The organism is Marinilactibacillus sp. Marseille-P9653, assembly GCF_916618885.1.
Lineage (GTDB): Bacteria > Bacillota > Bacilli > Lactobacillales > Carnobacteriaceae_A > Marinilactibacillus.
Genome location: NZ_CAKAKH010000001.1, coordinates 1,413,850 through 1,434,427, shown reverse-complemented (window position 1 = coordinate 1,434,427; position 20,578 = coordinate 1,413,850). Strand labels below are relative to the sequence as shown.

Sequence of the window (20,578 nt, the reverse complement as noted above, 5' to 3'; positions counted from 1 at the left end):
ATTATTTTGCCTCCTTTTCAGTGTAGTGCTCTACCCAAGCAGGGCTTTCAGTTTCATCTAATAAAGGAAATCCCAGATTAGCTCGTTCTGAAACAAATGCACGAGCAATACTGTGTGCCATCCTACGAATACGTCTGAGGAAATCAGGGCGTTCTGTTGCAGATACTGCGCCTCTAGCGTCTAGTAAATTAAACGTATGACTACATTTTAGTACACAGTCGTATGCTGGGTGAGCCAGACCTTTTTCAATCAACACATGTGCTTCCATTTCATATTCTTTGAAATGGTTAAACAGCATCTCTTGATTGCTGTAATCAAAAGCATAAGCAGATTGTTCATATTCTGGTTGCTTGAAGATCTCGCCATACTTAACGCCAGGTGCCCATTCAATATCATAGACACTTTCGACATCTTGAATATAAGAAGCCAAGCGCTCAAGTCCATATGTTAACTCACTTGTAACAGCGTCAACTTCGAGTCCGCCAACTTGCTGGAAGTAGGTAAATTGAGTAACCTCCATACCATCAAGCCAAACTTCCCAGCCAAGCCCTGCACAGCCAAGAGATGGATTTTCCCAGTTATCTTCAACAAAACGAATATCATGCTCTAAAGGATTGATACCTAAAAGTTCTAAACTTTTAAGATACAATTCTTGAATATTGTCTGGTGAAGGTTTCATAACCACTTGAAACTGGTGATGTTGATAAAGACGGTTAGGGTTTTCTCCGTACCTTCCATCCGCTGGTCGTCTTGAAGGTTCAACGTAAGCTGCGTTCCATGGTTCAGGGCCAATCGCTCTCAAGAAAGTATACGGGCTCATGGTGCCTGCCCCTTTCTCTGTATCATAAGCTTGCATCAGCATACAGCCTTGATCAGACCAGTATTTCTGTAATGTTAAAATGATTTCTTGAAACGTCAGTGCTTTTTTCATATAATCGTACTCCTTTTTAGTACTGTATTGGTATAAGCATTTGAGCATATAAAAAACTCGTCCCTATACTGACAGTTTTACAATCAGTATAGGGACGAGTTCTCTCGCGGTTCCACCCTACTTCTAGCATGAAATCATACTAGCGCTTTATTTATGCACTCCAGATGCCTTTCAAAATGTGATCTACACTTGGCTCACACTATCCCAAGTTCGCTTGTTAGACGCTACATTTCTACTTCTTCTGTCTTCGTGCTGTTTAATTGTTAATTTCTATCTTACACGAACATATCATAATGTCAATCTTGAGTTGTTCAATTAAATGACATCTACGTAAAGATGATGCTTTTCAACAAGCTCAATCACGGCTTGCTGATCTTTTTTATCTAGGTAAAATTCTATGCCCATTCCTGTTCCTTCACCAACTGTTACGAGGCATTTGAGCATGGTCTTTTTCTCGTAAATCTCCCAGTCTCTCGTATGTTCAAAAGGCACCTCTTTGCTTAAAAATAAATGACCATAAGATTTCTGCTGAGGATGATAAAGACCTTCTTCAGTCAATCCGGTTGCGTTCATGGGTAATGAACAAGCGATTATCCAAGTAAAAGATACAAGAAAATTCAGCATAGTGTATTCACTATCATATGTAATGAAAAGGATTAGTAATACCAAAACACATTGAAGAACGATATACGACTTAAATCTTTTGGTTCTGATCTTGATTCCTTTCACTTGATACTGATGTTGTACAATTAATAGAATTGAAAAAAGTATTAAAAAACATTTGAAAACAGTTGGAATCATTCATCTACACCTCTATCTGAATTCATCAAGAAAGAACTCAATTTTCAGTTTCAATCCTTACATAGAAGCCTCTTTTCTCAAGAAAGTCTATAATTTCGGTTTCTTGAATTTTATCGAAAAACAAATATTCAGCTTCATTAGATTTTTGATTTTTTAACTTCAAATAAAATCGACATTTCAATTTTCTATTTTGTTCGTAAAGAACCCATTCGCTTGCCTGATGAAAAGAATACTTTTTACTAATGTTACCCCGATGAACCACTCGTACACCATCTTCGGTCAATCCTGATACGTAGGGTGATAGATTCATGGCGGTAATCATTAAAATAACTGTTACTAAGACAATAAATTCATTAAATTGATAAACGAAAAAACCTACTAAAGATAAAAGACCGCTGCGAGAAAAAAACGCTCAAGAATTGTATATCTCACTCTGACCAAAACTTCTTTGCTTTGTTTAACTTGTATGATAATGAGTACACTTGCCATTAAAAATAGAAATACTATAGAGATATTTGAATCCAATTATTCTTCCTTTCTTGGTTCTTCCGGTCTTTTTAATACCCCGTCCCATTCATGCATGTGATCGATGAATCGTTTGCTTTTCAGCTTCAATCCAACTAGTTCTTCGTAGAGCTTGTCGATTACGTAACGAATATCTTTTTTTGTTTGTTCAGACATAGAAATCGTTCCGATTTTTTCAAATGAAATTACTGAAAATAGACGAATAAAGTGAATGGCTTTTGGACTTGCATGATATCTTCGTTCATCTTCATGATAATGCTCAGGACACAACAGCCCGTTATACTTACTGGAGTAGTCAAAGGCCCCTTCAGTCTTTCCGCAGACCACACAGCCTCTTAACTCAGGCATAACACCAAAATATCTAAGGAATCTAATTTCAAAAATGTTTAAAATGATTTCTGGTTCTTCCAGCTCATCCATCAAGGCTAAGCCATCTTTTAATTGACTAAACAAATTAAAATCTGGAATTCTGTCTTCTAGTGCTGCATCAGCTAATCCGCAAGCATAAGTTGCATAAGCATTCTTAAAGATATCAAGCTGAACTTGAGAATAAGGGGCAATGTCTTTGGCATCTCTTAGAAAACTCAATCCTTGGTCCCTTATATCTGCAATATACGTTCCATGAGAAAAAGGCTGAATCGCTCGTTTCAGCTTATTATTAGGGTTTTTAGTTCCTCTAACAAAAAACATCATTTTACCGTAACGGTCAGTGAACAACTTAACCAGATAATCTCTTTCTCGATGCTTTCTAACAGATATGACAATACCTTCTACTTCTTCTAAATGTGCCATTTTACACCTCTGAATAAAGCAATAGACGCTTTCTAGGTAACAGAAAACGTCCAGCTGATTTTTATTTATTAATAATCTTCGTTCTTGTACCCATAATCTGAAAGATAGGTTTGTTTGTCTCGCCAGTCATTTTGAACTTTAACCCAAGTTTCAAGATAAATTTTATCGCCCAGTAGTCGTTCAATATCTTTTCTAGCACGCGTACCGATTTCTTTCAGCATTTTACCGCCTTTTCCAATAATAATGCCTTTTTGACTTTTACGTTCTACAATAATTGTAGCGTCTACTTTGACCTTATCGTATTCGTCTCGAACCATTCTTTCAACAACTACAGCGACTGAATGGGGAACTTCTTCTCTCGTTAATTCAAGGACTTTCTCACGAATCAATTCTGATACGATAAAGTACTCAGGATGATCGGAGACTTGGTCTTCAGGATAATATTGAGGGCCTTCATCAAGATACTTAATAACAACATTTAGCATACGATCCACATTATTCCCATCAATTGCAGAGATTGGAATGATTTCATCGAAGTCGTATTGTGCCTGGTAATCTTCAATGATCGGAAGTAATTCATCTGGATGAACTTGATCAATTTTATTTAAAATCAAAAATACTGGTGTAGAAATGTGTTGTAGTTTTTCAATGATAAAGTTATCTCCAGGTCCACGTTTTTCTGCTACGTTCACAAGAAATAAGACAACATCAACTTCATTAAATGTACTTAACGCTGAATCTACCATAAAATCGCCTAATCGGTGCTTAGGTTTATGAATACCTGGTGTATCGATAAAGACAACTTGCTCGTTATCTGTTGTATAGATACCTTGTATTTTATTTCTAGTTGTTTGGGCTTTGTCACTCATGATGGCAATTTTTTGACCGATCATTCGATTCAATAATGTTGATTTACCAACATTTGGTCTCCCAATAAGCGAGACGAATCCCGATTTGTGTACTCTTTCTTCTGACATTTTATACCATATCCTTTGATTGAAAGGCTCCAGGAAGCAATTCTTTTACAGTCGTTTCCTGTTCCATTCCTTTTTTATTTGTAAGTAACACTTTCGTTTCAGGTGCAAAGAATTCACTCATGACTTGTCTGCAAGCACCACAAGGTGAAATTGGGCCTTCTGTATCTCCAGTTACGACAATATATTCAAAGTTTCTTTCTCCCTCAGAGACTGCTTTAAAGATAGCCGTTCTTTCAGCGCAATTTGTTAAACCAAATGATGCATTTTCTATATTGCATCCAGAATATACTTTTCCTTCTTTAGTCATCAGTGCAGCACCAACTGGAAAATGTGAATACGGTACGTAAGCTCTGTCTAACATTTGATCTGCTTGTTGAATAAGAGATTTGATTTGATCGTTGTTCATATTGTAAAAATCCTCTCGTTAAAAAAACAGGTTCAGCAACTTTGGTGCAAAAATCAGTAGCCCAGTTACAACCGAAAATACAGTTGTACTCAACACTGCCGCTGCGGCCATGTCTTTTACTTTTTTAGCTAATGGATGATACTCTTGCGTAACGAGATCCACAAGGTTTTCAATAACCGTGTTTAGAATCTCCATGACAAAAACGAGAAAAGAAGCCAACAAGATCCATAACCATTCCGTTATAGACAACGAAAGAAAGACTCCAAGAAGCAACGCAATGGCACCTGCCATAACATGTGTACGCATATTGCGTTCTTCCTGAAAAGTCGTTTTGACGCCTTCAAATGCATAGCGGAAGGAATCGCTGTATCTTCTGTTTTTTTGCGGCAGCTGTTTTTTATCGTTCAAGTCCATACTCCTTTAAAATTTCTTCTTGCAGAGAGAACATTTCTTTTTCATCCGTTTCATTCATATGATCATAGCCATTCAAGTGAAGTAAGCCGTGAACAACAAGAAACCCTAATTCTCTTTTAAATGAGTGTCCGTATTCCTCTGCCTGTTCGATTGTTTTCTCGATTGAAATAAACAGGTCACCAAGCACTCTTGGCAAGTCAAACGAGTCATCATCTGGCATAACCCATTCATCTTCGTGCTCGTCTTCCATAGCAAAGCTGATGACGTCTGTAGCATAATCTTTGTTTCTATAGGTTTTATTGATCTCTTGAATTCGTTGATTGTCTACAATAGTTACAGAAATTTCTGCTGTTGTTTCAATTGAAAGTTTTTCAGCTGAGAAATCTAAAATTTCTGTTATCAGCTGTTCTTCTTCGGGCTTTAATCGATTTGTTTCATCGTATAATATGATTTCCATTATTTTTTCAGATCCGTTTCTTTTTCATAGGCTTTGATGACTTTAGCAACTAAAGGATGTCTGATGACATCTTCGGCTTCAAAGTGAATATGACCGATACCAGTGACTCCACTTAATACACGCTCAGCATGAATTAAACCACTTGTCGTACCAGAAGGTAAATCAATTTGAGTTTTATCTCCATTAATAATCATTTTTGAGCCAAAACCTAGACGAGTCAAAAACATTTTCATTTGTGGAACAGTTGTATTTTGAGCTTCGTCAAGGATAACAAACGCATCATCTAATGTACGACCACGCATATAGGCTAAAGGCGCAACTTCGATAATTTCTCTGTCCATTAAACGGTTTGTGTGCTCTGTTCCATATATATTGTAAAGCGCATCATACAGAGGTCGTAAATAAGGATCGACTTTTTCTTTTAAATCACCTGGCAGAAATCCTAATTTTTCCCCTGCTTCAACAGCAGGACGTGTTAAAATGATTCGTTTAACTTCTCCTCTGCGCATTGCCGCTACTGCCATTGCAACTGCGACATAGGTTTTACCAGTACCGGCTGGACCGATACCTAAAACAATGTCATTATTTTTTACAGAATGAACATAGTTTCTCTGACCCACATTTTTAATGCGAATTGGACGTCCATCGCGATCTTTACCAATTTCTTCTTCATACATTTTTATGAATTGAGATAGTTTGCCTTGTTGAGCCATTCTTACTGCAGATAAGATATCTGTACGCTTGATTTTATTTCCTCTTTCAGAAAGCTGCTCTACTTCGTTTAATACACTGTCTGCTAATTCAACAGCTTCTTTATCGCCACTAATCTCAACTTGATTACCTCGGTTGTTTATCGTGACAGCCAATTCATCTTCCAATAATTTGAGATGAATGTTCTGTGCTCCAAATATTTGAATCGCTATTTCTGAATCATCAAAGATTCGGACTTTTTTATGTGCATTGTCAGTCAAACAAATGCCAACTCCTTTGAATTGTTTAATTAATAATCTCTTCTATCAAATGATAGCATAAATGTAATCTAATCTCTATCTTTAGAAGTATAATAGCATTTTCTTATTCAATTAGAGTTTCATAGCCGTTGTTCAAAGAAAAAAGTCAAAAAAAAAAGAGGAGTCAAGATGAATATCTCAACTCCCTTTCTTTATTTGCTTAGTTCTTTTTTGACTAGTGAGCTTACCAGACTTCCGTCAGCTTTACCTTTAACTTGAGGTAAAATGGCACCCATTACTTTCCCCATATCTTTCATGGAGTCAGCTCCAGTCTGAACGACTGCATCTTGAACAATTTGAGAAATTTCTTCCTCAGTTAATTGTTCTGGAAGATAACGATCAACAATGGACAATTCTTTTTCGAGTTTTTCCACTAAATCCTTACGGTCAGCTTCTTGAAACTCGTGTAAAGATTCCAGTCTCTGCTTTTTCTCGCGAGCAAGAACAGTTAGTTCTTCATCATCTGTCAACTCTTCACCTTTGTTGATCTGCTCATTCTGCAATGCAGATTTAAGCATACGAATAGTTGTTAGACTCTCACGATCTTTAGCTTTCATCGCTACTTTCATATCTTGATTTAGTTCTTCTAGTTTGGCCAAACGATTCACCCTCTTAAAAAAGTGGTGGTACATTAAAATACATCGAGGCAACGAAACAGTAAATTAAAATTTACCAGGTTTACGTTTTCTTGCTTCCTCAGATTTCTTTTTACGTTTTACACTTGGCTTTTCATAGTATTCACGTTTACGGGCTTCTTTTAATGTGCCTGTTTTAGAAACGGAACGTTTGAAGCGACGAAGAGCATCATCAAGACTCTCACCGTTCTTGATATCTGTTTTAGTCATCGTTCTTCCCCTCCCCTCGTACGTTCAGGGCGTTCCATTGTTTAATGAGTTCATTAATCACAATTGGTCTTCCCTATCAATAAATGATGTAACTGATTTCATATACATTGAAAATGCATAAAAACAGTTCTTGCTCATTATATACAACAAGATATTTTACGTCAATACATTGTTGTAAAATAATTAAAGTTTTTATCTTTAGTTAGATTTGAACAGTTAACCTATTTAAATTAACTTGCAACACAGTCATCGCATAATCCAAACAATTCAAATCTATGAGAAACCACTTTACAGCCTGGTAGCTGGTCTGCAAACATGTCTAGCGGACAGTCTTTCAAGCCAATAGTCTTCCCACAATTCGTACAGATAAAGTGATGATGGTGGTGACCATGCATGTCACAATTAAATCGGAAAAGTTTTTCACCGTTTAATTCAGTTTCTTCCACTACAGATAATTCCACAAAAGTATTTAAATTACGGTAAATCGTATCTGGACTGATTCCTGGAAAAAGTTCTTTTAAATGATCCTGAACTTCTTTGGCTGACATATACTTATCTTGATTGTATAAGAGTTCTAAAAGCTTTTGTCGTTTGCCGGTTGTTTTATAGCCATTTTTCTTTAAAGTTGTTACAGCTTGTTCAAAAGCAGTCAAGCGATCGCTTCCTTTTAATTAGTTTAGTTTATAATAGCGAATATGTTAAAAAATATCAAGACGAGGGTGAGACTTTAACAATATATAAGTGTCCTGTATACTGAGTTATATTGAAATGAGAGAGGACGAACCTTATGGGAGACCATCAACCATTAGCTATATTTGTATTATCTGATTCTGTCGGAGGAACGGCTAGCAACATTAGTAACGCCGCTCTTTCACAGTTTCCTAGTCTACATTGTGACTTTAAAATATTTTCTTTTATTAGAGAAAAGAAACAATTATTGAGTATTTTAGAAAAAGCAGAGGCGGTCAATGCACTGATTCTACATACTTTTGTTGATAGCGTGTTAATTAACACCATTCACGATTACTGTAGTGAACATAATTTGACTTGTATTGATATACTGAACCCGATTATCAGAGAAATTAGCGAAAGAACAAATTTAGAACCTCAAGGCAAACCTGGTGCCATGCATAAGCTGGATGAAAATTACTTTGATCGTATAGGCGCAATGGAATTTGCAGTAACCTACGATGATGGTAAAGATCCTAAAGGATTTCTCGAAGCTGATATCGTTATATTAGGGATTTCGAGAACTTCAAAAACGCCGCTGAGTATTTATCTTGCAAATCAGAATTATAAAGTTGCCAACTTACCGCTTATGCCTGAATCTGAAATACCAAAAGAATTATGGCAAGTAGATTCCAGAAAAATTGTCGGACTAACAAACGATGAAAGTATTTTATCTAATATTCGAAGAGAAAGAATGATCTCTTATGGAATGAATCCAGATACGCCCTATTCAAGCACCGCGCGAATTCAAAAAGAAATTCGTTACGCTGAAGACTTGTATAAAAAGTTAGACTGTCAAATCATTAATGTAGCCAATAAATCTATTGAAGAAACGGCCGCAATCATCGTAAATTCTTTTCAAGCACAATAAGAAAAAGCAGCTGACCAAATGGTCTAGCTGCTTTTTCGCATAAAACACTAAGCTTTCTTACGTTTGATTTTACCGTCCCAATCAGCGTAACCGCCTTTTAAGATGTACAGATTAGAGTAACCTTGTTTCTTAAGCATGATGGCTGCTCGTGCACTCATCGCTTTTTTCTCATCGTACAAGTAGATTGGCTGATCTTTGCGCAATTCGTTTCCTCTTTGCTTCATCTGCATATATGGGACGTTACGAGCGCCAAGAATATGGCCAGCATCGAATTCGTCTTTCCCTCTTACATCTACGATTTGAGCTCTACGCATATTTTCCTTGAAAACTTCTTTAGTTACAACTTCAGCAGCATTCTTTCTTCTGAAATACTGAACCAGTTCCCAAATCCCCCACGCAAGTAACCCAATCCAAAGAATTATAGTAAAAATTGTCATTCCATCCAATTTCAAACTTCCTCTCTATCACTTCTCACCTTTACATATTACATTAGAAAAGCGTTTTTTTCTAGTGTATATTTCAAGAAGGATCAGTAATAAGAGAAATCAATTCTTCCGTGCCATCTAATTCTATAATATTTTCAAACTGCCAGCCGTAAAGAACGTATTGTTCATTTGGAGACAATGCTATTGGAGCGTTGTCCGGAAGCTCTAAAAGTTTTTCATATTCATTGTTCTCAAAATCCAATAAACACAAGTTGAAATTTCCTAGTGACAGATTCAAATCTATAGCCTCATTTGCAATGACTCCTAAAACGGCTCCATTTCGAGTACTCTGAGATAGAAAAGGTTTTACAGGTGTTCCCCCCCTCGATACTTTAGGGATGGTCAGTGCGCCTTGATTTACCAAAAAAGGGTGGTCTTTCATTAAGTGAACCTCTTTTTCATTTATATCCGAAGCCTCCATAGATATAAAGGTATCTTGATAAAGGTGATAGTCAATAGTTTTGTTGTTAATCATCTGATCGCCTTCAGTGGACCTGGTATCTCCAATATATAAGTAACCATCTTCGTCGTTTACATATAGATACAAATGTGCAGAATACCAGCTTGGTTCAATAGCATCTATGTGGAAGTCAGCTAATTCATTGGTCTCTATATTCCAGATCATGACTTTCGAAGATTCTACAGATGTTTCCTGATCATATTGATAGTGAGATAAAAACAGGAGATTTTCATCGACTGCATTCCAGTCGACAGAAATATAGCCAGAATAACCAAGGTCTATTCTATGTAGCTCTTCTCCTTCTGTGGTCATTGTAAACAATTCAACAATTGAGTCAGAGCCTTCCTGAATAAGAAGTTTATCCAAGGATGTATTGATCTCTACTGTTAGAATATGTTGACTTGTAGTATAAATGTTTTTCTGTTCTCCAGTATGAATATTTAATCGAATCAATTCTTGCTCTTCTTGATCTCCTAAGTGAACGAGTATATCTGTTTCATTCAACCAACCAACAATTTTCTGAACGGTTTGTTTTGATTGATCAATTTGAACAAACGATTCTAGTTCTTCATCCACTTCTTCTGTTTCTTTAGTATCAAGAGAGCTACATCCAAAAAGAAAGAGGGTGATCAAAAGCGTAGGAATAAAACAGACCATATAACGACCGTTTATTCTCAGCATTTTAATCACCCTCTTTACTCTTGTATTAGTATATTCTTAATACTAGCACAATAAAGGTAGAATTTTCACGTATTAAACCTCAGCTGTAGATTGGTTGAGTACCAGAGAACTTGCTCCGATTACACCAGCATCATTACCTAATTCAGCAATTTTAATTTTAGTATGATCATAAATTGGTGGAAAAGCGTATCTTTTGAATTTTTCTGTGATCCTATTTAACAAGAAATCTCCAGCTCTAGATACACCTCCGCCGATAACGATTGTTGAGGGATTTAACATATTAGCGATATTACCACAAGCTAATGCGAGATAATTGCACACTTCATCTACAACAATATTTGCAAAAGTATCGTTACCTTTAGCTGCATCAAAAACTGTTTTCGCATCTACACTGTCTCCATTATCGATGCTTTCTTTTAACATAGATTCTCCTGCAAAAGCTTCAGCCATCGTTCTCGCTAGCCTGACGACTCCAGTTGCACTAGCGACAGTTTCCAGACAGCCTTTATTGCCACATGTGCAATCAAATCCATGAGGATCAACAACGATATGCCCGATTTCACCAGCAGCACCAGTAGCGCCATGCATTAACTCATTATTCATAATGATGCCTCCGCCTACACCAGTGCCTAAAGTTATAAATACAACGTTAGGTTCGTTATTACCAGCACCCATCCATTGTTCTCCTAAAGCAGCAACATTAGCGTCGTTATCAATAACGAACGGTATACCTGTTCCTGCTTCGATGGCGGCTTTAACGGTCTGAGTTGTACGCCAATTTAAGTTATAAGCACCAATTACGGTCCCTTCTCCGTGATTCACACTTCCTGGTGAACCCATACCGATCCCTAAGAATTCTTCTTTTTGCATTCCGTACAACTCTATGTGATGTAAAATAGATTCAATAATTGAAGGAACGATTTTAGTCCCTAGATCAGAACTATCTGTTTCTATACTCCATTTAGTTTGTACTTGACCATCTGTTGTTAAGATTGCAAATTTAACGGTTGTACCACCAAGATCGATTCCAATTAATTTTTTCTCAAGCATCATGTAATCCTCCGAATATTAAAAATATAGTGAGCTGGTTGTTTGCCAGCCAATGACAAGTAAAATAATTAAAGCGATTAAATATATTGCAGCATACTTACCTTGCACTTTCAAACCACTGACCCAAGCGTTAGGAGCAGATAGTGCATATGTCAGTAGATACCCTCCAGCAATTCCGCCTATGTGGCCAGCCATATCAATACCACTACTGAAAATTCCAAATACTAGATTTATGATAATTAAAGCCATAAACCTTTTTGACATTTCTTTAATACTATAATTATTTGGAAAAAGTTTGGGTAAAGCTAGAGTAGCTCCGAATAGCCCAAAAAGAGCTGTACTGGCTCCCGCAGAAATAGATTGATTAAAAGCGAAGCTGGTAACGTTTCCAGCAAGTGCGCTTAACATGTACAATAAAAAATATCGCCAATGTCCAAAAATGTCTTCAACTTGAATCCCTAAAAAATAGATGAGCACGCAATTAAATAGAATATGCTCAAAACCAATGTGAAGAAATACAGGTGTAATGAGTCGCCACCATTCACCAAAAATAATTAACTGATTGACCTTAGCTCCATACTGTACTAAAACTAGTGGATTTTCACTTCCACCATTTACAGTTTGAAGAAAGAACATAACAATTGTTATTACCATCAGTCCATATGTAACATAAGGCTTTCTTTGCCATCTCCTAAGAGACATTTTCATTTGAGGGTTCATGTTTCGATCCTCCTTTTCAGCTATTTAATAAATAGTATAGCACATAAAATGGGTTTTTGAGAGACAAATAAAACGGTGTCAAACGAAAAAAGCTACCAAAGATCTGTAGGACCTTTGGTAGCTAAGAAGTCTGTTTACTCCATATTACCTTCTAAATCTTCTTTAAAAGCTTTGGCAGCTTTGAGATTCTGATCTGCCTTTTCATCTTTATCTTTTTGTGTAGGATGTGAATTTCCAGCTTCTACATGATCCGTATCGAATGAATCTGTTAAGCTAGTTGTTTCACCGGTACTTTCAATCGAAACAATATGTGCGGCATGTAGATAAATCGTTTCTCCAGATTTTAATTGAAATTCCTGAAAATCCGAATCTGATTTACTAAAAGCCGTTGTAATCTCATTGGGTGTTAATTGAATCATGTAAAGTTCACCATTCGTCATACTGACTTTAGACATTTTACTCATTCTAATCAACCTTTCTCTTTTTCATGATACTCTAATCATATAGGAATTGAGAAAGTTATAGAAATCATACGCCTGTTTTGTGAGAAAGAATTATCGCCCCATTAAGGCTTGTGCAATTTCTTCGTAAGACATATCACTTCTGATCTCGTAGCTGCCAGGTCTGACAAGTGGAGCATAATCATTATCTTCTAAGAAGCTGTCAAATTCAAAACGATCTTCAATAATATTTTGATCTAATAGCTGGCTCGCTGCAACACTACTTGGTTGTCCGTCTCCAATTGTAACGGTAGAAGTAACAACAGGATCTTCTTCAACTTCTTCTTCCTGATTTTCTTCTTCAGTAGCGTCTTCCGTTTCTTCGGTATCAGCGTTTTCTTCTGATTCTTCGTTGTTTTCTTCAGTATCTTCCTCTGGTTGTTCTTCACTAGCTTCTACTTCTACATCCGCAGCTGGCTCTTCAATTTGAGCTACTTCCATTTCAGCTATCTTGCTTTGTAAATAAGAAACTTCTGATTTCAACTCATCTACTTCATTATTATTCTGGGTACTTGCTGAAGAAGGTGCTGGAAAAACAAAGTAAAATAACGCAAGTAGAAGTCCAGAAATAAAAAATCCAAGTGCTAGTATACGTACATTTTTCTTAGACATTGAACAGTTCCTTTCGTTGTCGAATTTTTTGCTAATTGATTCCATCCGCTATATAAGCATCAATCGTGTGTTGAACTGAAGCTTCAGAAACATGTAAATGTTCTGATATCTCTTTTGCAGACAGGCCTTGTGTAAATAACGTTAATATGTGCGTTTGCGTCATATTCGTTACACGATCAGGAAAAGTCTGTTCTGGATTTTCTATTTTAAGTTCTTTTTCAAGAGTTTTAACTCTTTTATTTAAACCATAAATAATCTGTACCAAATTCAATGAAACATCTTCTAGTTCTTTATACGTCCGATCTTTTTCTTCTTTTTTCAGAAATGAAACGACTAACAAAATAGCCGATATCCCAAAAAGTATTCCGATGATGATCCATAACTCCATGTTTTTTCCTCCTAAAGATTTATCGCCTTACAAATTTTACCATAATCCCAATTAAACAGGAAGAACTCGATGCTCCTATAAACAAATTGTAATCTGTTTGCAAAGCAGTTTTTCTTTAAAACATAACAATTAACGTGTAAAATAGGATTTCAGGTCTAAAAAAGATAGCATTTTTTTTAGAAACATGGTATTCTAGTCAAGGCGAAAGACTAGACACCATGTTAGTCTTTAATTCAGGTAAGATTGGGAGGGACCATAATGCGAGTAAACGTAACTTTAGAATGTACAGACTGCAAAGAACGCAACTATCTAACTTCTAAGAACAAACGTAACAATGCGGAACGTTTAGAAGTTAAAAAATATTGCCCGAGAGAGCAAAAAGTAACATTGCACCGTGAAACTAAATAATTCAAGCAAAAAAGCCGAGAGATGATCTTTCGGCTTTTTGTTTATAAAAAATAGACCATCAGAGATTGTACTTTAACCTCTGATGGTCTATTTGCTTTACGAAACTTTTTTCTTATTCTTCGTCGTTTTGTGCTTCATTCGCAGCAGATTGGATATCTTCAACTGTTTCTTCGGCTCCAGAATTATCTGTTTCGAATTCACCTACTTTGAAATACGCATCCATAACCCTTCTTGCGGCTCTTGTATTTTCATGATTATTTCTTTCAGAGTCTCTTTCTGGCAAATAAGGAACAACTACTGCAACGGCAATTTCTGGATTGTCAAAAGGCGCGTATCCAACGTAGGTCAAGTTAATGACTCTTCCATCATTTCTTCCAAGCTCTTCATCATAATAGAACGCTTGAGCTGTTCCGGTTTTACCGGCAGACTCATAAGGCGTACCAGTGAAATAAGAACGAGCTGATCCTTGTGAACCATTAACCGCTTGATAAAACCCTTGTTGGACTCTGTTTAATGCCTCTTCTTCAACAGGTATCTTATTTAATACTTTTGGTTCGATTTCAGTTTTTAAAGCACCTACGCCGCCAGTTTCTGGGTCAGTATCTCTTATTTCAGATACTAATCTGGGCGCAATTCTTGTTCCATCATTGGCTATAGTTGAAACATACTGCAGAAGCTGTAAGGTCGTATACGTATCATATTGACCGAAAGCTTCAAATAATGCCTCACCTGGTTGAGTGGGAGTACCTTTAAGACCAGTTTCTTCACTTGGTAAATCTATACCAGTATTTACACCCAGTCCGAACATGGCATAATATTCTCGTTGTTTTTTAATAAGTTCATTATAGTTTAATGGTAACGTTTGATCTCTAGTATAGTCCCAAATTCCTCCCATTCTCATGGCTAAACGAGCCATATAAACGTTTGAGGAACGTTCTAAAGCAGTGATATCATTCATTTCTATAGAACCACTTCTATTAAACACAGAAGATATATCATTCGATCCTCTAAATTTTAGAGGTGTATCTATAATTCTGTTATTACTTGAATCTAAAACTCCATCCATATATGCAGATAACACAGTAGCTCCTTTTATAGAAGAGCCCATATTGTAAGATGAAGTAAATACGCCTAGTGCATCATCTATTACTTCTCCATCTTTAATTCGTTGTCCCGTCATTCCTAAGATATCTCCCGTTTTAGGATTCATAGCTGCTATATATATTCTGTCATTCTTACCTTCTCGTTTACCAAGAGAATCCTTTGCAATCTGCTCAAGTGTTCTCTGGAAGTCAATATCAGAAGTTAAAATTAAGTTGTCGCCTTTACTACCTGAATATTTTTCAATCTGGTTAATGACTTCTCCGGAAGTATTTGTCTCTGTTTCTATACTAGATTTTGTTCCTCTAAGAACTGATTCATATTGTGATTCTAGATATGTTCGGCCGACCCTATCATTTCTAGAATATCCCATTGCAAGGTATTTACTGACTTTATCACTCGGAATACCTTGTGCTTCTGTAGTTACCCCACCTAAAACACTTCTAAGCATGTTTTCTTCCGGATAAACACGTACCCAATCCGTACCCGTTCCAATACCGGGTAGTTGGCCTAAACTTTCGCTAACTCGAGCAATTTCTTCTTGAGTCACATCTTCATTTTTAATATTAACTGTACTAAGTGCATACGAAGCATTCATCTTCTTGAATATAGCCGTAGCTATTTTCTCTTTGTCGCTAAAGCCAGATACATCGTCTTCTGAGACTTTATCCAAAAGCGCTTGATAAGATTTAGAGCCACTGAGCTTTTTTTCTTCATCTGTCAGAGATTTATTCAAATCTTCCAGATTGGTAGAAATATAATAATCCTGCATATCTCTTAGAGTGATATCTCTTCCTTCGTCACTATCAAATGGAGAAACATGCGGCATAGAGATGTAATCTGCTAGCTTGAGCGAAAGTTCTGCCATATCAGTACTACTAGTACTTTTACCACGCGTATAAGTAATCGTATTTCTAGCTTCGTTTCCAACTAATTTTTTTAGATTGGCATCAAAAATCTCTCCACGAGGAACACTACCCGTAATTGTAGTATTTTCTGTACGCTCTACTTCTGCACGGTACTCATCTGCTTTAACGATCTGCAGATACCCAAGTCTTAAAATTAAAGCTGTAAATAACAGAAAGACGATAAAAAATAATAAATTCAGTCTGAATGGGATATGGGATTTTTTTCTTTCGTTTACTTTTTTTGCTGGTTTAATCAAATAAAATACCTCCACTAATTTTGCGTAAGTAAATAGAATCACTGTTTAAGGAATTGTAATTTTTAAATGTAATCTTTATATGCTCAAACTAGTTTACCAAACAGAAGGTCTTTTTTCTATAAGTTAAAAAGGAAATTTCTGTGAAGTTGACTAAATTTATGTAAATCTTATCAATATATAAAGAATAGTTAAACTAGTTTATAATAATTACTTGCAGTGTCGTTATTATTACTAGATCTGTATAATAAAACTATCTTTTTTACTGGAGGAAATCTATGGGCATTTATTTAGTACGGCATGGTAAGGATGAAGATGGATTTCGTGGTGGCTGGAGTCAAAGAGGACTCACAAAAGAAGGGATTGAACAGTCGAAAAAATTAGGTGAATATTTGAAAAAGAATTATAAGGAACTCAGCATAAATAGAGTGATATCCAGTGATTTAAAGAGAGCAACGGAGACCGCCGCATGTATAGCGAATCTGTTGCAGTTGCCTATTGAAAAATCTGAAGATTGGCGTGAAACCAATAACGGTTACTTAGCAGGCATGCTAAATGATGAAGCAGATCAAAAGTACCCTGGCTTATACTTTGATAGTCTACGAATGGATGAAAGTTACCCGGGTGGCGAAAGTCCAGAGGACAATTTCAACCGAATACAAAAGGTCCTTGATGAAGTACTCAAAAATCAGACTAATATAAAACATAATGAAAACTTGTTGATTGTAACTCATGGAGGTGTAATAAACATCATTTACCATATTCTAAAAGGAATAGAATGGACAAATAAGAATAAACCCTTTCCCACCTCTCATACAAGTTTGCATAAGATCGAATTCGTTAAGGATGAATGGGAAATCACTCAAGAAAATTTAGTCCAACATTTGATTTAACGTTGGCCGCCACCCATTACTGCATTTTTCAAAGTAAAAAAGAATCAGGAAGCGTACTAAGGTACACTTCCTGATTCTTTTTGAGCAATACAATTTGTCTGTTTCACTTTTCTTCCTAACATAAATACATACTTAGTTTAACAGGGTATGCATAATGTAACAGATAGAAGAGGTTAGAAATTTAAAGACCTAATTATTTTGCTGCTTCGTAACGTTTTGAAACTTCATCCCAGTTTACAACATTCCAAAATGCAGAAATGTAGTCAGGACGTTTGTTTTGGTAGTTCAAGTAATAAGCGTGTTCCCATACATCAAGACCTAAGATAGGTGTTTTGCCTAAAGATAATGGAGAATCTTGATTTAATGTGTCAATGACTTCTAATTTGCCATCAGTAACCACTAACCATGCCCAACCTGAACCAAAGCGGTTTGCACCAGTTGCACTGAATTTTTCTTTGAAAGCTTCAAAACTTTCGAATGTCTCATTGATCGCTTCTGCTAATGCTCCTGAAGGTTGTCCTCCACCATTTGGTGATAGAATTTCCCAGAATAAAGAGTGGTTTGCGTGTCCCCCACCGTTATTTTGAACAGCTGATTTGATATCAGATGGAACAGAATCAAGTTTCTGCATCAATTCTTCAATACTCAGTTCAGCTAGCTCCGGGTGGTTTTCTAGAGCAGCATTTACTTTAGTTACATATGCAGCATGGTGCTTATCATGATGAATGACCATTGTCTCCTCATCGATATGTGGTGCTAAAGCATCGTACGCATACGGTAATTCAGGTAAAGTATAAGCCATAATAAACATTCCTCCTGTTAATATTGTTCTTACTAAACTCATTCTAACATTAGAGATCATTTTATTAAAGAGGATAAGCTGGAATCCATTCAAATATTCGACACATATTCTGTTAATGACTCTTATATTAACTGAAAATCAGGTAAGGAATAAAAGCTAACGTTGTTTTTTAATCTATTGGGATGTAAAATGATTAAAGTCTTTAAATTAGTTTATTATATAAAAAGGAAGGTCGCTATTGATTGATTACTTGAAATATTCCATTTTTAATCCTAAAAAGATTCATCGAGCAAAAAATATGAAAAAAAGACAGATCGCTCAGTTAGTTGCTATACTTACCCTCTTTATCACATTGATTAGTATTGTGAGAGTCGTCCCGATATTACAATCTATTCAAAAAGACGGACAGGAAATTGCTAGTGAACTTCCTGAATTTAATATTACTGATGGTGAATTAATGACTTCAGAAACGGATGCTTCTATTTATCAAACAAATTCTTTTCTTTTATTCTTTGATCCTAACGATCAAATGAATTCCGAAGAGATTGATCAAAACCTAACTCGTCTGAATGTCCCTGTAGGTATTGGATTACTGAAAGATACTTTCTATCTAAGCTTCTTAGGTTATGGTGTTGATACCTCGTATGAACAATTAGAATCGCTTGATAGTGAATCCGTCAAAGTTCTTTTGAATGGTTTAGGTTCTTTTTCGTTCTTGACTTATGCCTTCACCTTCGTAATTAGTTATATTGGTATTGGATTTATTGAAATTTTTGAATTGCTATTTATTCTCTTATTTGCAAATCTTTTTTCTAAGCTCCTGCGCTCTGGGTTAATGTTCAAGCAGAACTTGAGAATGGCTATAATGGCATCTGTTCTTCCAACGATTGCTATAGAACTATCCTCTTTATTCAATATAGTTACGGTATATGCGTTTGAATTAAAAATTGGTTTATCCTTGTTTATATTCTATCTGGCAGTAAAAGATATGAAAAAGACAGCGTCTCCTAAAAAAGAAGCTAAGACATAATAAAAAACACAATCTTCACTGGTATCTGCTTAAGATACTAGTAAGATTGTGTTTTTTTCTAGAAACTTACTTACGACCTTTACGGTTGTTTTGCATTAATTTTCTAGCTTTCTTTCTTTTCTCTTCTTTTTTACGCTCGATTTTTCTCTTATATCCAGGTTTAACATTCTTTTTAGCTTTTTTACGCATACCATGAATTTCTGAGTCAAAAGATTCTTTGCTATTTTGATCTTTTCTCTGATCTCTTCGATTACGGTCATGTGTATCCAGTACTTCATCATTTTTGATTTCTTTAGGCTGGAAAGTAATCCCCATACTTTCTAATGTTTCAATTTCTTTTTCTTCTCCTGGAGAATAAAGGGTAACGGCTATCCCGTCCATACCATTACGGCCAGTTCTACCGACACGGTGAATAAAGAAATCTAATTCATGAGGAATCTCAGCATTAATAACGTGAGAAACACCTTTGATGTCTATCCCTCTAGCAGCAAGATCTGAGGCAACTACATATTGATAGTCAAGATTTTGAATCTGTCTCATGACTCTTCTTCGTTCACGAGAAGAAATGCCACCGTGAACAACAGCCACATCAAGACCCTTATCTCTAAGACCTTTTGCAATCTCATCTACTCTATCTTTAGTGTTTGCAAATACTAAAGCCAAATAAGGTTGACCAATCGTTAACAATTCGTGAATCACATTAACTCGTTGTTTACCTTTTGTTGAAATCAACCAGTTTTCCACGGTATCTGAAATAATCTGCTGATTTTCAACTTTAATTTCAATAGGACTCTTCATATATTTTTTAAGGAATGGCTGTAATGATTGCGGAATTGTAGCCGAAAATACAAGCATCTGCCCTTTTTCAGGAAGACGCGCAGCGATTTGATCTACTTCTTCCAAAAATCCCATGTCGAGTGTCATATCAGCTTCATCGACAACCATGTAGTTTGCTGTATGCGTCAATAGAACGTTCTGGTTAATTAGATCAAACAGTCGTCCAGGGGTACCAATAACAACATGGGGTTGTTTTTGAGCAAGCTTATCGATTTGTCGTTGTTTATCCGTTCCACCAATGAATTGTTGTACAATGATTTCTTGTTCCGAGTGTTCTGCTAATTGACTAGCTGCTTGAAACAACTGATCAGATAGCTCTCTACTAGGAGCCGTAATCACAACTTGTACTTGTTCATGTTCGGGAACGATTTTATTGAATAATGGCAGAAGGAAGGCATGTGTTTTACCTGAACCTGTTTGTGACTGACCAATAATGTCTCTCCCTTTTTTTACTTCTGGGATGACTTTTTTCTGAATTTCAGTTGGTTCATCAAAACCAATTTCTTTTATCGCTTCTATCAAGAAATCTTTCATATTATATTGTTCAAATGGGTGTGTCATTTTATCGCCTCTTTCTTTAAGTCTTTGATATTGTACCAAACGTCTTTAATGCAATCTAGATTTATGCCATCATTCTCATTATTTTTCCTTATATTTGGCACATTTCCGATGAATTTAAAGACGATTTATT

At 36.0% G+C, this 20,578-nt stretch carries 26 protein-coding genes; 4 read left to right on the top strand and 22 right to left on the bottom strand.

Features of this window, described 5'->3' with window-relative positions; genetic code table 11:
- Position 1: 1 nt before the first annotated feature.
- The 12 genes from glyQ to LG377_RS06990 all read right to left on the bottom strand — a co-directional run bounded on the left by glyQ (position 2) and on the right by LG377_RS06990 (position 7,811).
- Positions 2 to 931 carry a glycine--tRNA ligase subunit alpha gene (gene glyQ / locus LG377_RS07045; protein ID WP_225743969.1) on the bottom strand — a complete coding sequence of 310 codons (930 nt, stop codon included), beginning with the start codon at positions 929 to 931 and terminating at the stop codon, positions 2 to 4.
- 315 nt (positions 932 to 1,246) lie between these two features.
- Entirely contained in the window at positions 1,247 to 1,555 is a 309-nt protein-coding gene (locus tag LG377_RS07040; protein ID WP_225743968.1) for a hypothetical protein, read from the bottom strand.
- A 214-nt stretch (positions 1,556 to 1,769) separates the two neighbouring features.
- Positions 1,770 to 2,054, bottom strand: a complete 285-nt coding sequence (locus LG377_RS07035; protein ID WP_225743967.1) for a hypothetical protein — start codon at positions 2,052 to 2,054, stop codon at positions 1,770 to 1,772.
- A gap of 203 nt (positions 2,055 to 2,257) precedes the next feature.
- Entirely contained in the window at positions 2,258 to 3,049 is a 792-nt protein-coding gene (gene recO / locus LG377_RS07030; protein WP_225743966.1) for a DNA repair protein RecO, read from the bottom strand.
- A gap of 68 nt (positions 3,050 to 3,117) precedes the next feature.
- Positions 3,118 to 4,026: a GTPase Era gene (era, locus tag LG377_RS07025; protein WP_225743965.1), complete on the bottom strand. Its 909-nt coding sequence runs from the start codon at positions 4,024 to 4,026 to the stop codon at positions 3,118 to 3,120.
- A 1-nt stretch (position 4,027) separates the two neighbouring features.
- Complete coding sequence (locus LG377_RS07020) at positions 4,028 to 4,432, bottom strand: cytidine deaminase (protein WP_225743964.1); 405 nt, start codon at positions 4,430 to 4,432, stop codon at positions 4,028 to 4,030.
- Positions 4,433 to 4,450: 18 nt separating this feature from the next.
- Positions 4,451 to 4,846 carry a diacylglycerol kinase family protein gene (locus LG377_RS07015; protein ID WP_225743963.1) on the bottom strand — a complete coding sequence of 132 codons (396 nt, stop codon included), beginning with the start codon at positions 4,844 to 4,846 and terminating at the stop codon, positions 4,451 to 4,453.
- A complete protein-coding gene (ybeY, locus tag LG377_RS07010; RefSeq protein WP_225743962.1) occupies positions 4,830 to 5,303 on the bottom strand; it encodes an rRNA maturation RNase YbeY in 474 nt (157 codons plus the stop codon). Before ybeY ends, LG377_RS07015 begins: the two co-directional genes overlap by 17 nt.
- Positions 5,303 to 6,274 carry a PhoH family protein gene (locus tag LG377_RS07005; protein WP_225743961.1) on the bottom strand — a complete coding sequence of 324 codons (972 nt, stop codon included), beginning with the start codon at positions 6,272 to 6,274 and terminating at the stop codon, positions 5,303 to 5,305. Before LG377_RS07005 ends, ybeY begins: the two co-directional genes overlap by 1 nt.
- A gap of 191 nt (positions 6,275 to 6,465) precedes the next feature.
- The gene (locus tag LG377_RS07000) at positions 6,466 to 6,912 is read right to left on the bottom strand and encodes a GatB/YqeY domain-containing protein (protein WP_225743960.1); all 447 of its coding nucleotides are present in this window, start codon (positions 6,910 to 6,912) and stop codon (positions 6,466 to 6,468) included.
- 63 nt (positions 6,913 to 6,975) lie between these two features.
- Complete coding sequence (gene rpsU, locus LG377_RS06995; protein ID WP_225743959.1) at positions 6,976 to 7,158, bottom strand: 30S ribosomal protein S21; 183 nt, start codon at positions 7,156 to 7,158, stop codon at positions 6,976 to 6,978.
- Between the two features lie 230 nt (positions 7,159 to 7,388).
- Positions 7,389 to 7,811: a Fur family transcriptional regulator gene (locus LG377_RS06990; RefSeq protein ID WP_225743958.1), complete on the bottom strand. Its 423-nt coding sequence runs from the start codon at positions 7,809 to 7,811 to the stop codon at positions 7,389 to 7,391.
- Positions 7,812 to 7,945: 134 nt separating this feature from the next.
- Here LG377_RS06990 and LG377_RS06985 point away from each other — a divergent pair, with 134 nt between their 5' ends.
- The gene (locus tag LG377_RS06985; protein ID WP_225743957.1) at positions 7,946 to 8,758 is read left to right on the top strand and encodes a pyruvate, water dikinase regulatory protein; all 813 of its coding nucleotides are present in this window, start codon (positions 7,946 to 7,948) and stop codon (positions 8,756 to 8,758) included.
- 47 nt (positions 8,759 to 8,805) lie between these two features.
- Here LG377_RS06985 and LG377_RS06980 read toward each other — a convergent pair whose 3' ends face one another.
- From LG377_RS06980 to LG377_RS06950, 7 genes are all read right to left on the bottom strand, one after another.
- Positions 8,806 to 9,195, bottom strand: a complete 390-nt coding sequence (locus tag LG377_RS06980) for a rhodanese-like domain-containing protein (protein WP_225744645.1) — start codon at positions 9,193 to 9,195, stop codon at positions 8,806 to 8,808.
- Between the two features lie 82 nt (positions 9,196 to 9,277).
- Positions 9,278 to 10,384: a hypothetical protein gene (locus LG377_RS06975; RefSeq protein ID WP_225743956.1), complete on the bottom strand. Its 1,107-nt coding sequence runs from the start codon at positions 10,382 to 10,384 to the stop codon at positions 9,278 to 9,280.
- Positions 10,385 to 10,456: 72 nt separating this feature from the next.
- Positions 10,457 to 11,434, bottom strand: coding sequence for an ROK family glucokinase (locus LG377_RS06970; protein ID WP_225743955.1), 978 nt, complete (start codon positions 11,432 to 11,434; stop codon positions 10,457 to 10,459).
- A gap of 18 nt (positions 11,435 to 11,452) precedes the next feature.
- Positions 11,453 to 12,154 (bottom strand): rhomboid family intramembrane serine protease, encoded by a 702-nt coding sequence (locus LG377_RS06965; protein ID WP_225743954.1) that lies wholly within the window; start codon positions 12,152 to 12,154, stop codon positions 11,453 to 11,455.
- 134 nt (positions 12,155 to 12,288) lie between these two features.
- Positions 12,289 to 12,609 carry a hypothetical protein gene (locus LG377_RS06960; protein ID WP_225743953.1) on the bottom strand — a complete coding sequence of 107 codons (321 nt, stop codon included), beginning with the start codon at positions 12,607 to 12,609 and terminating at the stop codon, positions 12,289 to 12,291.
- Positions 12,610 to 12,708: 99 nt separating this feature from the next.
- Positions 12,709 to 13,266, bottom strand: coding sequence for an endolytic transglycosylase MltG (locus LG377_RS06955; RefSeq protein WP_225743952.1), 558 nt, complete (start codon positions 13,264 to 13,266; stop codon positions 12,709 to 12,711).
- Between the two features lie 31 nt (positions 13,267 to 13,297).
- Positions 13,298 to 13,654: a helix-turn-helix domain-containing protein gene (locus tag LG377_RS06950; protein ID WP_225743951.1), complete on the bottom strand. Its 357-nt coding sequence runs from the start codon at positions 13,652 to 13,654 to the stop codon at positions 13,298 to 13,300.
- Positions 13,655 to 13,912: 258 nt separating this feature from the next.
- Between LG377_RS06950 and rpmG the strand changes: the two genes are divergently transcribed.
- Positions 13,913 to 14,062, top strand: a complete 150-nt coding sequence (rpmG, locus tag LG377_RS06945; RefSeq protein ID WP_072694965.1) for a 50S ribosomal protein L33 — start codon at positions 13,913 to 13,915, stop codon at positions 14,060 to 14,062.
- 112 nt (positions 14,063 to 14,174) lie between these two features.
- On the opposite strand, the gene LG377_RS06940 is transcribed toward rpmG, so the two are convergent.
- Positions 14,175 to 16,328, bottom strand: a complete 2,154-nt coding sequence (locus tag LG377_RS06940) for a penicillin-binding protein 2 (protein ID WP_225743950.1) — start codon at positions 16,326 to 16,328, stop codon at positions 14,175 to 14,177.
- Positions 16,329 to 16,603: 275 nt separating this feature from the next.
- Here LG377_RS06940 and LG377_RS06935 point away from each other — a divergent pair, with 275 nt between their 5' ends.
- Positions 16,604 to 17,218, top strand: a complete 615-nt coding sequence (locus tag LG377_RS06935) for a histidine phosphatase family protein (RefSeq protein WP_225743949.1) — start codon at positions 16,604 to 16,606, stop codon at positions 17,216 to 17,218.
- Positions 17,219 to 17,411: 193 nt separating this feature from the next.
- On the opposite strand, the gene LG377_RS06930 is transcribed toward LG377_RS06935, so the two are convergent.
- Positions 17,412 to 18,020 (bottom strand): superoxide dismutase, encoded by a 609-nt coding sequence (locus LG377_RS06930; protein ID WP_225743948.1) that lies wholly within the window; start codon positions 18,018 to 18,020, stop codon positions 17,412 to 17,414.
- Between the two features lie 238 nt (positions 18,021 to 18,258).
- Between LG377_RS06930 and LG377_RS06925 the strand changes: the two genes are divergently transcribed.
- On the top strand, positions 18,259 to 19,050 hold the full coding sequence (locus LG377_RS06925; RefSeq protein WP_225743947.1) for a DUF1189 domain-containing protein: 792 nt from the start codon (positions 18,259 to 18,261) through the stop codon (positions 19,048 to 19,050).
- A gap of 66 nt (positions 19,051 to 19,116) precedes the next feature.
- On the opposite strand, the gene LG377_RS06920 is transcribed toward LG377_RS06925, so the two are convergent.
- Positions 19,117 to 20,448 carry a DEAD/DEAH box helicase gene (locus LG377_RS06920; RefSeq protein ID WP_225743946.1) on the bottom strand — a complete coding sequence of 444 codons (1,332 nt, stop codon included), beginning with the start codon at positions 20,446 to 20,448 and terminating at the stop codon, positions 19,117 to 19,119.
- Positions 20,449 to 20,578: the final 130 nt, after the last annotated feature.

Coding starts and splice junctions, on each gene's coding strand:
- LG377_RS06935 (WP_225743949.1), top strand. CDS start 16,604: ATGGGCATTTATTTAGTACGGCATGGTAAGGATGAAGATGGATTTCGT.
- glyQ (WP_225743969.1), bottom strand. CDS start 931: ATGAAAAAAGCACTGACGTTTCAAGAAATCATTTTAACATTACAGAAA.
- recO (WP_225743966.1), bottom strand. CDS start 3,049: ATGGCACATTTAGAAGAAGTAGAAGGTATTGTCATATCTGTTAGAAAG.
- rpmG (WP_072694965.1), top strand. CDS start 13,913: ATGCGAGTAAACGTAACTTTAGAATGTACAGACTGCAAAGAACGCAAC.
- LG377_RS06965 (WP_225743954.1), bottom strand. CDS start 12,154: ATGAACCCTCAAATGAAAATGTCTCTTAGGAGATGGCAAAGAAAGCCT.
- LG377_RS07035 (WP_225743967.1), bottom strand. CDS start 2,054: ATGATTACCGCCATGAATCTATCACCCTACGTATCAGGATTGACCGAA.
- LG377_RS06980 (WP_225744645.1), bottom strand. CDS start 9,195: ATGACAATTTTTACTATAATTCTTTGGATTGGGTTACTTGCGTGGGGG.
- LG377_RS07015 (WP_225743963.1), bottom strand. CDS start 4,846: ATGGACTTGAACGATAAAAAACAGCTGCCGCAAAAAAACAGAAGATAC.
- LG377_RS06985 (WP_225743957.1), top strand. CDS start 7,946: ATGGGAGACCATCAACCATTAGCTATATTTGTATTATCTGATTCTGTC.
- LG377_RS06975 (WP_225743956.1), bottom strand. CDS start 10,384: ATGCTGAGAATAAACGGTCGTTATATGGTCTGTTTTATTCCTACGCTT.
- LG377_RS06955 (WP_225743952.1), bottom strand. CDS start 13,266: ATGTCTAAGAAAAATGTACGTATACTAGCACTTGGATTTTTTATTTCT.
- LG377_RS07020 (WP_225743964.1), bottom strand. CDS start 4,432: ATGAACAACGATCAAATCAAATCTCTTATTCAACAAGCAGATCAAATG.
- ybeY (WP_225743962.1), bottom strand. CDS start 5,303: ATGGAAATCATATTATACGATGAAACAAATCGATTAAAGCCCGAAGAA.
- LG377_RS06950 (WP_225743951.1), bottom strand. CDS start 13,654: ATGGAGTTATGGATCATCATCGGAATACTTTTTGGGATATCGGCTATT.
- LG377_RS07040 (WP_225743968.1), bottom strand. CDS start 1,555: ATGCTGAATTTTCTTGTATCTTTTACTTGGATAATCGCTTGTTCATTA.
- LG377_RS06960 (WP_225743953.1), bottom strand. CDS start 12,609: ATGTCTAAAGTCAGTATGACGAATGGTGAACTTTACATGATTCAATTA.
- LG377_RS06920 (WP_225743946.1), bottom strand. CDS start 20,448: ATGACACACCCATTTGAACAATATAATATGAAAGATTTCTTGATAGAA.
- LG377_RS06970 (WP_225743955.1), bottom strand. CDS start 11,434: ATGCTTGAGAAAAAATTAATTGGAATCGATCTTGGTGGTACAACCGTT.
- LG377_RS06930 (WP_225743948.1), bottom strand. CDS start 18,020: ATGGCTTATACTTTACCTGAATTACCGTATGCGTACGATGCTTTAGCA.
- era (WP_225743965.1), bottom strand. CDS start 4,026: ATGTCAGAAGAAAGAGTACACAAATCGGGATTCGTCTCGCTTATTGGG.
- rpsU (WP_225743959.1), bottom strand. CDS start 7,158: ATGACTAAAACAGATATCAAGAACGGTGAGAGTCTTGATGATGCTCTT.